At 67.2% G+C, this 15,113-nt stretch carries 12 protein-coding genes; 5 read left to right on the top strand and 7 right to left on the bottom strand.

The annotated features are described in order from the left end of the window. Nucleotides 1-220: 220 nt before the first annotated feature. From ASD05_RS09505 to ASD05_RS29425, 7 genes are all read right to left on the bottom strand, one after another. The gene (locus tag ASD05_RS09505; protein WP_056590894.1) at nt 221-3,217 is read right to left on the bottom strand and encodes a type VI secretion system Vgr family protein; all 2,997 of its coding nucleotides are present in this window, start codon (nt 3,215-3,217) and stop codon (nt 221-223) included. 306 nt (nt 3,218-3,523) lie between these two features. Next, nucleotides 3,524-5,731, bottom strand: a complete 2,208-nt coding sequence (locus ASD05_RS09510; protein ID WP_235507920.1) for a LamG-like jellyroll fold domain-containing protein — start codon at nt 5,729-5,731, stop codon at nt 3,524-3,526. Nucleotides 5,732-5,825: 94 nt separating this feature from the next. Next, nucleotides 5,826-7,019 (bottom strand): MFS transporter, encoded by a 1,194-nt coding sequence (locus ASD05_RS09515; protein ID WP_056590898.1) that lies wholly within the window; start codon nt 7,017-7,019, stop codon nt 5,826-5,828. Beyond that, entirely contained in the window at nt 7,019-8,122 is a 1,104-nt protein-coding gene (gene aroC, locus ASD05_RS09520; protein ID WP_056590900.1) for a chorismate synthase, read from the bottom strand. Before aroC ends, ASD05_RS09515 begins: the two co-directional genes overlap by 1 nt. 32 nt (nt 8,123-8,154) lie before the next feature. Then, on the bottom strand, nt 8,155-8,340 hold the full coding sequence (locus tag ASD05_RS09525) for a hypothetical protein (protein ID WP_056590903.1): 186 nt from the start codon (nt 8,338-8,340) through the stop codon (nt 8,155-8,157). 99 nt (nt 8,341-8,439) lie between these two features. Continuing rightward, entirely contained in the window at nt 8,440-8,904 is a 465-nt protein-coding gene (locus tag ASD05_RS09530; RefSeq protein WP_056590905.1) for an SRPBCC family protein, read from the bottom strand. Next, a complete protein-coding gene (locus ASD05_RS29425; RefSeq protein ID WP_157610058.1) occupies nt 8,790-9,251 on the bottom strand; it encodes an ArsR/SmtB family transcription factor in 462 nt (153 codons plus the stop codon). Before ASD05_RS29425 ends, ASD05_RS09530 begins: the two co-directional genes overlap by 115 nt. Nucleotides 9,252-9,399: 148 nt before the next feature. Here ASD05_RS29425 and pip point away from each other — a divergent pair, with 148 nt between their 5' ends. The 5 genes from pip to ASD05_RS09555 all read left to right on the top strand — a co-directional run bounded on the left by pip (nt 9,400) and on the right by ASD05_RS09555 (nt 15,031). After that, nucleotides 9,400-10,353, top strand: a complete 954-nt coding sequence (gene pip, locus ASD05_RS09535) for a prolyl aminopeptidase (protein ID WP_056590908.1) — start codon at nt 9,400-9,402, stop codon at nt 10,351-10,353. 79 nt (nt 10,354-10,432) lie between these two features. After that, nucleotides 10,433-10,855 carry a cupin domain-containing protein gene (locus ASD05_RS09540; protein ID WP_007828846.1) on the top strand — a complete coding sequence of 141 codons (423 nt, stop codon included), beginning with the start codon at nt 10,433-10,435 and terminating at the stop codon, nt 10,853-10,855. Nucleotides 10,856-11,038: 183 nt separating this feature from the next. Beyond that, nucleotides 11,039-13,339 (top strand): TonB-dependent receptor, encoded by a 2,301-nt coding sequence (locus tag ASD05_RS09545; RefSeq protein ID WP_056590911.1) that lies wholly within the window; start codon nt 11,039-11,041, stop codon nt 13,337-13,339. A gap of 26 nt (nt 13,340-13,365) precedes the next feature. Beyond that, nucleotides 13,366-14,052 carry a Fe2+-dependent dioxygenase gene (locus ASD05_RS09550; RefSeq protein ID WP_056590914.1) on the top strand — a complete coding sequence of 229 codons (687 nt, stop codon included), beginning with the start codon at nt 13,366-13,368 and terminating at the stop codon, nt 14,050-14,052. 52 nt (nt 14,053-14,104) lie between these two features. Continuing rightward, on the top strand, nt 14,105-15,031 hold the full coding sequence (locus ASD05_RS09555) for a DUF2167 domain-containing protein (RefSeq protein ID WP_056590917.1): 927 nt from the start codon (nt 14,105-14,107) through the stop codon (nt 15,029-15,031). Nucleotides 15,032-15,113: the final 82 nt, after the last annotated feature.

Below are 15,113 nucleotides of genomic sequence, written 5' to 3' on the forward strand. Positions count from 1 at the left end.
CACGTAGCCGCCGCTGAAGGAGCGCAGCCAGTCGTCCACCGCCTTGCTTGCCGCGGCGATGTCTTCCTTCACGATCGTGTTCAGTGGCGCTACTGCCGTTTGCGGTTCTCTTTCCGCCGCCTGCGGCTTCGCGCCTGCTTCCTGTTCTGCCATCTTTTTCTTGTTCTCTTAGAGCTTGTGCTTCGGATTGATGAAGTGAGTGCGGCGCGCCGCGCGCGGGTCAGCCCATGAAGCCAGGCGTTCGGCCTGTGGCCACGGGACTGGCGGCAGCAGTTGCAATGCCCTGCTTGATGCCACCGGAAGCCACGCCGCTCATCACGCCGGTGATCGGCACGCCCATCGGCCCGAGCTTGGCCCCCGCTGCCTGGATCGCCATGCCTGTCGCGGCCTGGCTCGCCTGGCCCAGCAGCGCCTTGGCGCCGCCCTGCTGGATGGCCTGCGCCGCACCCACGGCCTGTTGCGCGATGCCGGCCGACTGTGTGACCTGGCCCAATGCGCTCGCAGCCTTGCTGCCCATGCCTGCGACGCCGGCGAGCGCTCCTGCAGCACCGCCGGCCGCGCCGGTCATGCCTGCGAAGCCGCCGGCCAGACCCGAGAATCCGGATACGCCGCCTCCGGCGCCTTCGGAGCCGCCGCCAGTCGCGCCCTTCGCCTTCCAGTCCTCGGGCGTGCCGTAGTAGCTGCCCTCGTCCCATGGGTCGCGTGGGTCCTTGCCGAACGTGACCTTGGCAGAGCCGATGGGAAGGCCCGATACCGTCGCGAAGCCGTTGCGGTCGAAGGTGCCGGCATGCGTGCCGCCTTCCGAATCGACCACGGTGAAGTCGCCTTGCGCCACGCCCTGCCGCTTTTCTCCGCTCGGCTTGATGTACTGGTGATACAGATCGAGCTGGCCCTTGGGCACCTGCGGCGGATTGGGCAGCGCAGGCTTGCCCTCGCTGGCCGGCCCGACCAGACTGTGCACCGCGGCGTGCTCGCGCCAGGTACCGGAGGTGCCGTGCTCGATACCGCCCGAGCTCCAGCGGCTGTAGCTGGAGCCGCCGTTGATCACCACCTCTTCCTTCGCCTGGATGGTGATCTTGTTGGCAGTCTGCGTGATGTTGAGCTTGGCCAGCACGTTGACGCTGTCCTTCAGCGCCTTGATGTCGATGTCGGCGCTGGCCGCCACCAGCCGCATGCCGGCCTTGGCGGCGAACAGGCGGATCGCGCTCTGCACGCTCACCAGCAGGCTCTTGCCCGCACTCACGCTGGTGTGGCCGCCGCTGGTGAGCGCGGTGTGCTCGCTGCTCACGACGTGGGTGGAACCTTGCGCCACGGTCTGCAGGCCGCGGGCGCTGGCCAGCGTCAGGTGCGGCTCCTGGAACTCGGGGAAGTCGCCCTGCTCGCGGTTGCCGCCCTGGCCTCTGATGGCATCGTTCTGCGCCTTGAGGATCTCCGTGACCTCGTCCTGGTCGCCGGTGTCGTGCGCCTGCGCACCCCGCGCCACTTCGCTCAGGCCTTCGTGCATGTCGCGCGCCTGCGTGAGGCGGCCCACGGTCTCGCCCATGTCCGTCATGTGCGCCTGCGCGTTGGCCCGCGCCTCGGTGGTCACCAGCAATCCTTTGGCCGATCTCACCGCCCCATGCCCATCGGTACGCAGCTCGAAGCCCTGCCCTCGTGGCTCCTTGCGCCCGGCCGTGTCCTCGATGCGCCCGATATGCCCAACGCTCAACTGGCTGGCCTGGTGATCGCTGCGCAACTGCGCCTGGATCTTCCCTGCCGTATCGTCGAGCACGATGTGGTTGCCGCGGCCTCCGCCCAACTCGCGGCTGCGGATGCCCGACAGGTGCTTCTGCCCGGGCAGCTCCCACGACGGCATGGTGTCGGCGTTGTGCACGCAGCCGGTGACGATCGGGTAGTCGGGGTCGCCGTTGAGGAAGTCGACGATGACCTCCATGCCGATGCGCGGCACGCTGGTCATGCCGAAGGTGGCACCGGCCCACGCGGTGGACACGCGCACCCAGCAGCTGGAGTTCTCGTTGTCCTGGCCAATGCGGTCCCAGTGGAACTGCACCTTGATGCGCCCGTACTGGTCGGTCCAGATCTCCTCGCCCGCCGGACCCACCACCTTGGCCGTCTGCGGGCCGCGTGTGCGCGGCCTGGGGGTGGTGCGCTGCGGGCGCCACGCGTAGCTGGTGGGCTGCGCGTCGAAGGCGAAGCGCTGCACAGAGCCTTCGGTGCCGTCGGCGCCTTCGCTGGCCTGCAGGTTCTCCTGCAGGTGGTAGCTCACGCCCACGAGCAGGTACTGCTGGTTCTGGTCGGCCTTGGGGTGGCCGGTCAGCCGCAGGGTATGGCCGGTGGCCAGCTCGCGCAGGTTGGATCTGCCGGTGACGCGGTTGCGCTGGCTGAGCTGTTCTTCGTTGCGGATGCGCGCATAGGTCTCGCCGTCGCCGTGCTGCACGAAGCCGCCCGGCCATTCGTACTGTTCGTAGGCGTCGTGGTCGTGCCCGGGCGGCATCTGCCGCAGGTGCGACAGCTCGGCCTTGGGCTTCTCGAAGTCGTAGTCGTCGTTGTAGTGATGGCTGGGTCGCACCTCTTCGGCGATCTCCCACGCGTAGATGCGCTCGCGCTGGCCCATGCCGGACTTCTCCAGCGGGTGGTAGCGCACCTCCTCCCCGCCGGGCAGCGGGTTGTGCGAGTTCGCGATGTCGTCTGCGAACACGAGCACGTGCTGCGACGCTTCGTGCCTGAAGTGGAAGTAGATGCCTTCGAGCTCGCACAGGCGCGAGACGAAGTTGAAGTCGCTCTCGTGGTACTGCACGCAGTAGTCCCAGCGCCGGTAGTCGCCGCGCGTGAGCTTCTTCTCGATGGGGTAGCCGTAGCTGCCGAGCACTTCCATCAGGATGTCGGGCACGCTCTTGCCCTGGAAGATGCGGAAGTCGCTGCGCCGCGTGGCCAGCCACAACCAGGGACGCAATTGCAGGCGGTAGAAGGAATGGCGCGCGTCTTCTTGCTGCAGGCCGAACCGGGTGGCGATGCCGCCGAGGTAGCGCACGCCGCCCTCGGTTTCCACCGCCACGGTGGCCGCCTTGCCCAGCAGTGCCTTGGGGTCGATGCCGTTACTGCTGCCCAGCAGTTCGATGTCGAACGCGTAGAGCTGGCTCAGCGTCTCGCGGCCCACCAATTGGCGAAATTGCAACGCCTCGCCCACCGGCGTCTGGATGCTGACGCGGCGGCTCATTGCGCCGCTGCATCTGGCCAATAAGCCAAATTACTCAATTGCAATAAAACGAATAAGAATATTGTTTTAAAAATGAGCACCATGCTCACCTCCCCGTGAATTACCTTTCCAATTATTCTAAATGGTCAATTTGCGTAAGACCCAATGCAAAAAATGGAGATGCGGCCGACCGACAGCGCAGCCCAATCAAAGGCCTTGCTGGCGATCGGCAACTCGAGCGGGTTATTGCAGACCCGTGCGGAATAGCAAAAATCCCATGCTCCCGGGATCAGCCCCGCAATTCATCCCCGCAAGAAATCCAATGGCTCATGCCGCCTTGCGCGCCGTCAGCCACTGCGCGGGCGTCAACGCTGACGCCACCACTCGCACCTCGCCGATGTTGCCGAAGAAGCCGTCCGCGCGAGCACCGTCCCACGAGCCGCCGCCCACCACCCACGGCGAGGTGGCCGAGAGCGTGGCCAGGCCCGGGATGGCCGACGCATTGCGCAGCACTGGCGCGCCTTCGACGTACATCGTGGTGTCGTGCGACACCGGGTCGTTCACGATCGCGACGTGCACCCAGCGGTCGGCAATCACTTCGCCCGACCAATTGGCCTTGGGCGCTCGCGTGCCGGCCGGGCTCGGCACCACTTCCCACTGCACCTCGCGCAAGCTCGAAATGGCGAACAGCATCGGCGGGGACTCCGGGTCTCCGCCCGAGTAGCCCGCCAGATCGCCGCGGCGGCCGTCGCGCGTCATGATGTTCATCCACGCTTGGTTGCCGCTGGTCCAGCTCTTGTCGATCTTGATGAAGGCCTCGACCGTGTAGCCGTTCTCCAGCGTCTGCGCGTTGATCGGCGCCGCCGCGTCGGTGAGGAAGTAGCTCAGCCGCGGCGTGTTCTTGTTGGTGTTGAGGAAGCGCACCGAGCCCGGCGCCGCCGACAGGTAGTGGCGGTCGTCGGTCCACACGATGTCGCCATCGGCGGCGCCGACGATGCCGCCCTGGTTCAGCGCATCGCGGTGCAGCGGGTTATTGCCCGTGACGTCCGCAACGACGGTGCCGGGCAGCACCGGCTGGTTGAACGCGCCGCCAAAGAAGCGCCAGTGCGCCAGCGTGTTCGCGACCTTCGGGTAGTCGTCCGAATTCGCGGCGGGCCGCTGCTCGACCGTCGCCGGGTCCTTGTAGTTGGCCAGGATCATCGCGCGGGCCTGGTCTACCAGGGAACTGTCGATGGTGGCGCTGCCGGTGCCGAAGCTCTTGTTGAACCCGGCGAAGCGCTGCGCGAAGTCCATGTCGATGACGAAGGCCTCGTTGGGGGTGGCGAGCACGGCCTGGTCGAAGGTATTCAGGGTGTCGGCCGGTTTCTGCGGCACCCAAGGCGAGAACGACAGCACCTTGATCTGCCTGTTCGTCAGGTCGAACTCGTAGAGGCGCATCAGGCCGTTGCCGCCCTGGTAGGCCATCTGGTAGTCGACCACCATCTCCTCGACCTTGTGGCCGAAGTCGTTGGTCTTCGTGAGGTGCGCGGCGCCGTGATGGTGGCCGTTGAGCGTCATGAAGATCTGGTCGTTGTCGCGGATCAGCTTCTCCCAGAGCATCTTGCCGTAGTCGGTTTCGAGCGGGCTCTTGCCGTCGGCGTCGATATTGAGCAACTGGTGGTTCACCAGAATGACGGGCAGCGTCGGGTTCTTCGCAATCACTTGGCGAGCCCAGGCAATGCCCGCGGCGGAGATGCGCCACGACAGCGACAGCACCATGAACTTCTGGCCCTGCGCCTCGAACACGTGGTATTCGTGAAAGCCACTCGGGTCGCGCGCGCCGAAGGTGGCCTGCTTCTTCGCACGCTCGGGGCCGAACCACTGGATGTAAGGCTCCTTGGTGGGGTCGCGGTCGGCATCGGTGCCGCCGACGGGGTCAACGCTGTAGTCGAAATCCTTCAGCACGTCGTGGTTGCCGGCGAGCACGCTGTAGGGCAGCTTCGCGTCTTCGAGCACCTTCATGGCGGCATCGGCCACCTTCCACTGGTCGGGCTTGCCGACCTGGTCGACCACGTCGCCGAGATGGATGGTGAACGGGATGTTCAACGCCTTGGCGTTGGCGGCGATCCATTTCGTCTGCGCGGCGAAAGGTGCGCTGCCGAAACGCTTGTCGTACTGGTCGCTCTCGGCGGCGGTGGCGTAGCGCGCATAGAACTGCGTGTCGGGCATCACGGCGAGCGCGAAGCTGGAGATCTTGGCTGCGGCGGCCGGCGGTGCCGGCGTGGGTGCAGGTGCCGGCGTGGATGCCGGTGCTGGCGCCGGTGCAGGCGCTGGCAGCGGACCGAAGGCGGGTGAACCGCCGCTGCCACCACCGCCGCAGGCGGCAAGCAAGGCGCTGCTGCTGCCGACCGTCAGCAGCGATGCACCCAGCTTGAGCACCTGGCGGCGCGGCGGGGTGCCGTGGTTGTCACCGCCATTCGATGGGGAATTGCTCGGTTCGGCAGGCGCGGCAATGCGCGGCGCGCGGGCGCCGCGCGAATCGTCGGAAACGGACATGGGAAATGAGGAGAAATTGCGAAGCGCGCAGCGTAGGAGGCTGCTATGACACGGGCATGCAAGGCTCGTGTCACTTCGGTGCACCGGTTCGCCTTCAGGCGTTGCGCGCTCGCTCCATCCGGTCCAGCTTCATCACCCGCCACGCGCACAGGCTGCCGAGCACCGCCAGCAGCGCCGCCGCGGTGAACATCGTGCGGTAGCCGAAAGCCTGCGCGGCCGCGCCGCCAAGCAGCACACCCAGCACGCCGCCAAAGCCATAGCCGATCACCGTGAACAGCGCCTGGCCACGTCCGCGCAGATGGCCGGGAAAACGGCGCGACACCACCGCGATGCAGGTCGTGTGGTGCGCCGCGAAGCTCAGCGCATGCAGCCACTGCGCCACGACGAGCGCCGCGATCCAGCCGCCGAGCCCTGCTGTCAAACCCAGCCGCGCCACGGCCGCGATGCCGCACACCAGCATCCAGCGCGGCATCGGCATCAGGCCGATGAGCCGGCCCTGCAGGAAGAACCAGACGATCTCCGCCACCACCGACAGCGCCCACAGCAGGCCGATGGTGCTCTTGCCGTAGCCGATCGAATCGAGATACAGCGAGAAGAACGCGTACACCGAGAAGTGCGACATCACCTGAAAGAACAGCGCCGCGAAGAACCATCGCACCGCCGGGTTGCGCAGCACAGGCCCGATGGGCGCTCTCACCGCATCGTGGGCGGCGGGCGGCTCGCGCACGTCCGGCAGCTTCATCGTCGCGAGCAGCACGATGGCCAGCGTGCCGGCCGCCCAGGCCGGAAAGTGCTTCATGCCGAAGCGCTCGAACCACTCGCCCGCCACGAACACCGTGAGCAGGAAGCCGGCCGAGCCGCACAGCCGGATGCGGCCGTAGCGCCCCCAGTCGCCGGCCACCAGCTGCGCCATTGCGGCCTCGGTGAGCGACATCATCGAACTGGTGTGGGTAAACATCACGAGCAGCACCAGCGCGAGCCACCAGGCGCCGCCGTGCCACCACAGCCCGAAGGAACTGAGCAGCGCCACCGCCGCGCTGAAGCGCAGCAGCTTGACGCGCTGCCCCGTGTGGTCGCTGAGCGCGCCCCATGCGTACGGCGCAAACACCCGCGTGATCGACTGCACCGACGCCAGCAGGCTGATGGTGAAGATCGGAAGCCCCAGGTCCTTGAGCCAGAGTGGCAGGTAGGGATTGAAGAAGCCGATGTGCGCGAAATAGCTGGCCGACAGACCAGCGAACGCCAGCAGGTGGCCGCGCCCGGCGGCCACTGGTGGCGGGGCGGACACTACAGGAAGGACGCCTGGGGCGACGTGGCTTCTGGAGCCTGCTGTACATCGCCGCACTGCGCGCGGTTGCGCAGCACGTGATCCATGACCACTAGCGCCAGCAGCGACTCAGCGATAGGCGTTGCGCGAATGCCGACGCACGGGTCATGGCGGCCCTTGGTGACGACCTCGACGGGATTGTTGTGGATGTCGATGGACTGGCGCGGGCTGATGATCGAGCTGGTCGGCTTGATCGCGATGCTCACCTCGAGGTCCTGTCCCGAGCTGATGCCGCCCAGGATGCCGCCCGCGTTGTTGCTCAGGAAGCCGGTGGGCGTGATCGAGTCGCCGTGCGTGGTGCCGCGCTGCGTGATGCTGTCCCAGCCCGCACCGATCTCCACCGCCTTCACCGCGTTGAGGCCCATCATGGCGTAGGCGATTTCGGCGTCGAGCTTGTCGTACAGCGGTTCGCCCAGCCCGACGGGCACCTTGGTGGCGGTGACGCGGATGCGCGCGCCGCACGAATCGCCGGCCTTGCGCAGGCGGTCCATGTAATCCTCGAGCGCGCTCACATCGGCAACGGGGGCGAAGAAGGGGTTGTTGGGCACGTGGTCCCAGCTCTCGAATGGAATGGCGATTTCGCCGATCTGCGTCATGCAGCCCCGGAACACCATGCCGTACTTCTCGGCCAGCCACTTCTTGGCAACCGCACCGGCCGCCACCGTGGGGGCCGTGAGCCGCGCCGAGGAACGCCCGCCACCGCGCGGGTCGCGGATGCCGTACTTCTTCCAGTAAGTGAAGTCGGCATGGCCGGGGCGGAATTGCTGGGCGATCTGCCCGTAGTCCTTGCTGCGCTGGTCGGTGTTCTGGATCAGCAGCGCGATGGGGGTGCCGGTCGTCTTGCCCTCGTAGACACCGGACAGGATCTGCACCGCGTCGGGTTCTGCGCGCTGCGTGACGTGGCGGCTGGTGCCAGGGCGGCGACGGTCCAGGTCGGCCTGGATGTCGGCCTCGCTGAGTGCCATGCCGGGGGGGCAGCCGTCGATGACGCAGCCGATGGCCGGGCCATGCGACTCGCCGAAATTGGTGACCGCGAAGAGTGTTCCGAAGGTGTTGCCGCTCATGGTCGGGATTATCCCCACAAAGCGGCCGCCCCTCAGTCGGTCGTGTTTTCCAGGCGCTTGGTCAGCGCGCCCACCTGCAGCTCGATGGAGAACAGCCGTTCGTTCAGCACGGCCGTCTGAAGCCGGATCGCCTCGATGATGGCCTTGGTCTGCGGGTCGGAGGTGTTGTCGCAGAGTTCGGCCAGGTCGTGCAGCTTCTTGCGCAGTTCGTTGCTCATGGGAGGCTCCGGTGATCATCGCGTCGTGGAAGCCCCAGTATGGGGTTTCGTCAGCGCTGCGGCAATGCGGCGCCACCCGGGGCTTCGGGTGCACACGCTTCACGATGGCGGCAGCAGCCAGCCTTCGAGCTTGGCGAGAGCGCCGGTCCAACCGTGGGTGTGGCTGTCGCGCGCGGCCTCGTCGAAGAACTGTTCGTGCAGCAACACCAGTTCGCAGCCCTCGGCATCGGGTTCGATGCGCACGGTGACGCGCGACTCGCGCTCGGGCGTGCTGCGCCATGCCCAGCTGAAGACCAGCTTGCGATGGGGCACCACCTCGAGGTAGGTGCCGCTCACGTCGTGCGTTTCACCGTCGGCCGCCAGCATGGCCACGCGGAAGCGGCCGCCCACGCGCAGGTCGACCTCGGCGATGGGGACCGAGACGATCTCCGCGGGCCCGAACCAGCGCTTCAGCGCTTGCGGGTCGGTCCACGCGCGCCAGACTTTGTCGGGCGCGACGCGGTAGTGCCGGCGGAGCGTGAGCGAGGGGCGTTCGGCGGCGTCTCGGGCGGAAGGGTTCTCCATTCGGTCTCCTCCTGGTGATAGAGAAAGCGCGCCAGTGCATCGAGGCGCCCGGTCCAGAATTTCTCGTAGCGCGACAACCACACAGCAGCCTCCTGCATGGGCAGGGGCGACAGCGCGCAGCGCACGATGCGGCCCTCCTTCGTGCGCGAGATGAGGCCGGCCTCTTCGAGCACGCGCAGGTGCTTCATGAAGCCGGTGAGCGACATGCCGTGCGGCTCGGCCAGTTCGGTCACGCTGAGGCTGCGTTCGCCCAGGGTTTCGAGCACCGCGCGGCGCGTGGAATCGGAGAGCGCGGCGAAGACCGCGTCGAGGGTGCCGGCGTCCGGGAGGGCGATTGAGTGAACCATACGGTTGAGTATCTGGAGGGCCCATGGCCTCGTCAAGCCGTGTTTCAACGACGTGCGTGGCAAGCTCCGACACGTTGCCGCCGCTCACCTTCCCCGGGGCCATATGCTCGACCTCACAACGCCAACACCCGCCAAAGGAGAACCATCGATGCCCGACCTGCACCAGCTGTACCCCCCGATCGAACCCTACGAAACCGGCATGCTCGACGTGGGCGACGGCCACCGCATCCGCTACGAACGCGTGGGCACGCCCGGCGCCAAGCCGGCGGTCTTCCTGCATGGCGGGCCCGGCGGCGGCATCTCGCCCGAGCACCGGCGGCTGTTCGATCCGGCGCGCTACGACCTGATGCTGTTCGACCAGCGCGGCTGCGGCCAGTCGCAGCCGCACGCCGGCCTGGAGGCCAACACCACCTGGCATCTGGTGGCCGACATCGAGCGCCTGCGCGAGCGCGTGGGCGTCGATCGCTGGCTGGTGTTCGGCGGCTCGTGGGGCTCCACGCTCGCCCTCGCCTATGCGCAGAAGCACCCCGAGCGCGTGAGCGAACTGGTGCTGCGCGGCATCTACACCGTGACCCGCGCCGAGCTGCAGTGGTACTACCAGTTCGGCGTGTCGGAGATGTTCCCCGACAAGTGGGAGAAGTTCCAGGCGCCCATTCCCGAGGCCGAACGCGGCGACATGATCGCGGCCTACCGCAAGCGCCTGACCGGCGACGATCCGGTGGCGCGCATCGAGGCGGCTCGCGCCTGGAGCGTGTGGGAGGGCGAGACCATCACCCTGCTGCCAAACCCCGCGCTCGCCGAGACGCATGCCGACGATCATTTCGCGCTGGCCTTCGCGCGGCTGGAGAACCACTACTTCGTGCACGACGCCTGGCTCGAAGACGGCCAGCTGCTGCGCGACGCGCACAAGCTGCACGGCATCCCCGGCGTGATCGTGCACGGCCGCTACGACATGCCCTGCCCCGCGCGCTACGCCTGGGCGCTCCACAAGGCCTGGCCCGAGGCCGAGTTCCACCTGATCGAGGGCGCGGGGCATGCCTACTCGGAGCCCGGCATCCTCGACCGGCTGCTGAGCGCGACCGACAGTTTCGCAGGCCGCTGAATCGCGCCTGGCCAGCCCGACCTGGGAACGCTTTATGCGTGTTGCACCGCAACACCCATCACCTACGAAGGAGCGCCCCATGCCGGACCGTACCGCCACCCAGTTCTCCCATGTGAAGCCCGGTGACACCGAGTTCGTATCGGGTGGTTTGCGTGACTTTTTTCTCTATCGCGACCTGGGTATTGCCGAAGCCACCAACGGCAAGGTAATCGCGCATCTGGTCAAGGCCAACATGGCACCGGAAACGGGCACGGGCTGGCACCGCCATGAGGCGGACTTCCAGATCGTGATCATGGTCAAGGGCTGGGCCCGCTTCATGTACGAGGACAAGGAAACGCTGGTCGAAGCCGGCGACGTGGTGCACCAGCGGCCAGGCATCCGGCACTTCCTGTTCGACTACTCGCCCGACATGGAGTACCTGGAAATCGTCTCGCCGGCGGACTTCAAGAGCGTCGACGTGGAGCCGGTGTGCGAGATTCCGCCGCCGACGCCCTGGAAGTAGAGCCGCACGGCTACCGGCAGGCGGCGTATACGCCGAACAACCTGTCTACAACCTGACCTCGCACGTAAAGACGGCGGGCTGTCTCCTCGGCCAAACATCGGGCGAGGAAAGCGTCAAACAAGAGTGATTCGCAGTCAGAATCCCGGCCGACGCTTTTGTTTGCGTCCTCCCGAAGGTTCTACGATGACTCCCCCCACCCGCCCGATGCGTCGCCGCACGCCCATCGCACTGGCCCTGCTCGGCCTGTGCGCTTCCTCCCTTCCCTCGGCGTTCGCTCAACAGGTCGCGCAGCCCGCCGCGTCCTCGCCCGCCCCCAAGCCCTCGCCCGCTGCCGGCACCTCCGTGCCCACCACGCTGCGCGAAGTGCAGGTCCAGGATGCGCAGGACAAGACCGGCTTCGGTGCCAACCCCGCCTCGCTCAACCGCCTGCCGGCCGACCTGCGCGATGCGCCGCAGTCCGTCACCGTCATCAACCAGGCTGTGATGCAGTCGCAAGGCGCCACCTCGCTCGCGAGCGCGCTGCGCAACGTGCCGGGCCTGACCATCGGCGGCGCCGAGGGCGGGCAGATCGGCACCAACATCAACCTCAACGGCTTCTCGGCGCGCACCGACGTCTACCTCGACGGCGCACGCGACCGCGCCCAGTACTACCGCGACACCTTCGCACTCGAATCGGTCGAGGTGCTGATGGGTCCCTCGTCGATGCTGTTCGGCCGTGGCTCCACCGGCGGCGTGATCAACCAGGTCACGAAGAAGCCTTCGCTCACGCCCGCGGGCGAGGTCTCGGTGTCGGCCAGCACCACGGGCCTCGTGCGCTCGACGGTCGACGTCAACCGCCCGTTGTCCGACACCTCGGCCTTCCGCATCGCGGCCATGGGCCAGCAGGGCGACGCCAGCACGCGCGAACAGACGAAGCTGAAGGACTTCGGCCTCGACGCCTCGCTGAAGTTCGGCATCAACACGCCGACGCAGGTCACGCTCTCGGCGCTGGTGCAGCACAACCGCGACCAGCCCGACTACGGCGTGCCGCCGCTCAACGGCCGCCCGGCCAAGGTCGACCGCGACACGGCCTACGGCTTCAGCGACGACCGCACGATCTCGGACATCCAGGCCTTCAGCGCCGTGGTCCAGCACAAGCTCACGCCCGACACGTCGATCCGCAACCAGACGCAATACAACGACGTGACCACCGACGCGCGCGAGACCGCGCCGCAAGGCATCGGCACGCTGTCGACCAAGGGCGTGTTCACGCCCCTGTCCACCGGCACCACGGCCGCGCCCGCGGCCGCGTTCTCGTCGCTGCCGTTGAGCAGCCTGTGGGTGCGCCAGCAAAGCCATGACCGCACGATCCACGACAAGTCGCTGTTCAACCTGACCGAGCTCAACACGAAGTTCACCACCGGCTCGGTCAAGCACACCCTGCTCGCGGGCCTGGAACTGGGCCACGACACCTACGACAACCAGACCTACTACCGCAACGGCACCTGCAACGGCGTGGCGCTGAATCCGGCGGGCGGCACCAGCGGCTACGCGACATGCTCGCCGCTGCTCGCGCCGTACCAGGGCAACACACCGAGCACCGCGCCCACCCTGGCCGGCAATCTCGCCACCGCGAGCGCCACCACGGTGGCCGGCTACGTCAACGACACCATCGAGCTGAGCCCCCAATGGAAACTGGTGGCCGGCGTGCGGCAGGACCACTACCGCGCAAGCGTCTACAACAGCATCCCGACCGCGACCACGCTCGCCAGCGAAAGCCAGACCGTCGACTTCACCAGCGTGCGCGCCGGTGCGATCTGGCAGCCCACGCCCTCGCAGTCGTACTACGTGTCGTACAGCACGTCGTTCAACCCTTCGCTCGAACAGCTCGTCGCCACCACGGGTGCCACGCAGCCGCTGCCGCCGCAGAAGAACAAGGCCTACGAACTCGGCGGCAAGTGGGACCTGAACGACGGCAACCTCTCGCTGACCGCGGCCGCCTTCCAGATCACCCAGACCAACGCGCGCTCGCAGAACAGCGACGGCACCTACAGCGCGACCGGCACGGTGCGCGTGAACGGCGCGCGCGCCGGTGTCGCGGGCCGGGTGACCGACAAGCTGCAGCTGTTCGGCGCCTACACGCACCTGGACGCCACCATCGTCAACGGCATCGCGCCCGGCACGCTCGGCAAGACGCCCGCCAACACGCCGAAGGACGCGGCCAGCCTGTGGGCCACCTACGCCATCACGCCCGAGTGGGAGATCGGCGGCGGCACCACCTACAGCGCGAAGCGCTTCGCGAACAACACCAACCTCGTGCAGGTCGGCGGCTACGCGCGCCTCGACGCGATGGTGGCTTACCATCAGCCCAAGTACGACATCCGGCTGAACCTGTTCAACCTGGCCAACCGCCACTACTACGACGCGCTGATCCCCTCCGACGGCGGCCGTGCGGTGCCGGGCTCGGGCCGCGCCGCCACGCTGTCGCTCACCTACCGCCTTTGAGGCCCTGAAGAAGAAGACGATTCGCCATGCTGGTCTGCATTCCCGGCGTCCTGGACCGCGAAGCGCTCGCGGCAGTCCGCGCGCGCCTCGATGCGGGCGGCGATGCGTGGGTCGACGGCCGCGTCACCGCGGGCCACCAGGGCGCGCCGGTCAAGTTCAACCAGCAGATCGACGAAGGCTCGGCGGTGGCGCACGAATGCCAGTCCATCGTGGCGAGCGCGCTCGAACGCCACCCGACTTTCATCAGCGCGGCGCTGCCGAACCTGCTGTACCCGCCGATGTTCAATCGCTACAGCGAAGGCATGCGCTTCGGCCTGCACGTGGACGGCGGCGTGCGCATCGACCCGCGCAGCGGCCGCAAGCTGCGCACCGACCTGTCGGCCACGCTGTTTTTGTCGGACGCCGACAGCTACGACGGCGGCGAGCTGCAGATGGAAGACACGCATGGCATGCAGACCGTGAAGCTCGCGGCCGGCGACATGGTGCTCTACCCCGCCACCAGCCTGCATCAGGTAACGCCCATCACGCGCGGCGTGCGCGTCGCGTGTTTCTTCTGGGTGCAGAGCCTCGTGCGCGACGCAGGCGACCGTGCGCTGCTGTTCGACATGGACAACGCGATCCAGCGACTCAACCAGAGCGGCGCCGACGAATCGGCGCGCCGCACGCTCGTAGGCACGTACCACAACCTGCTTAGAAAGTGGAGCGACACCTAGTTCTTTAAACTCTCCCGGCTCACCAGACATACAACAACCCAGGAGAGAGAACTTGCGTATTCAAACCACCCGCCTGACGGCCGGCGTACTGCTCGCGTGCGCCGCTTTCGTGGCCCACACCGGCCACGCCGCATCGCCGACCAGCACCACCCCGGCCGCCCCCGCTTCGACCGCCAGTTCGCTGGAAGCCGAACAGGACGCCGCCTTCAAGGCCGCCAAGGCCGTGCAGAAGGCCGGCCCCGCCGACATCGTGCTGCGCGACCAGGCCCACCTTCAGCTGCCCGCGGGCTATGTGTGGGTGCCGACGCCCGCCGCCGCGCAGTTGATGCGCAGCATGGGCAACCGCACCGACGACACCTTCGTCGGCGCGATCTTCCCCGCCGACGACGCCGACTGGATGGCCGTCGTGAAGTTCGTGAAAGAGGGCTACATCAAGGACGACGACGCGAAGGACTGGAACGCCGACGACCTGCTCAAGAGCCTGAAGGAAGGCACCGAGGCCGCGAACGAGGAGCGCGCCAAGCGCGGCATCCCCGCCATCGAGGTGACGGGCTGGGCGCAGAAGCCGCAGTACGAAGCCGCATCGCACCGCCTCGTGTGGTCGGCCCTGTCCCAGCGCAAGGGCAGCACCGACGGCAACCAGGGCGTCAACTACAACACTTACGCGCTGGGCCGCGACGGCTACCTGAGCCTGAACCTCATCACCAACGCCAAGGATCTCGACAAGTACAAGCCCGACGCCAGCAAGCTGCTGGCCGCGATCCAGTACGACGACGGCAAGAAGTACGCGGACTTCAACTCATCGACCGACAAGGTCGCCGCCTACGGCCTGGCCGCGCTGGTGGCCGGCGTGGCGGTGAAGAAGCTGGGTCTGTTCGCGATTGCGCTGGCCTTCCTGGCCAAGTTCGCGAAGCTGGCTGTGGTGGCGGGCGGGGCGGCACTGTGGGGCATCGCGAAGCTGTTCAAGAAGAAGGCCTGAGCGAACGGACCGCGCCGACGGGTCGTCGGTGGTACTGCCGGATTGAGTTTTCAGAACATCCCGGAATTCCAGCAATCCGGCG

Origin of the sequence: Variovorax sp. Root434, from assembly GCF_001426595.1 — a bacterium.
In the GTDB taxonomy this organism is placed as follows: domain Bacteria; phylum Pseudomonadota; class Gammaproteobacteria; order Burkholderiales; family Burkholderiaceae_C; genus Variovorax.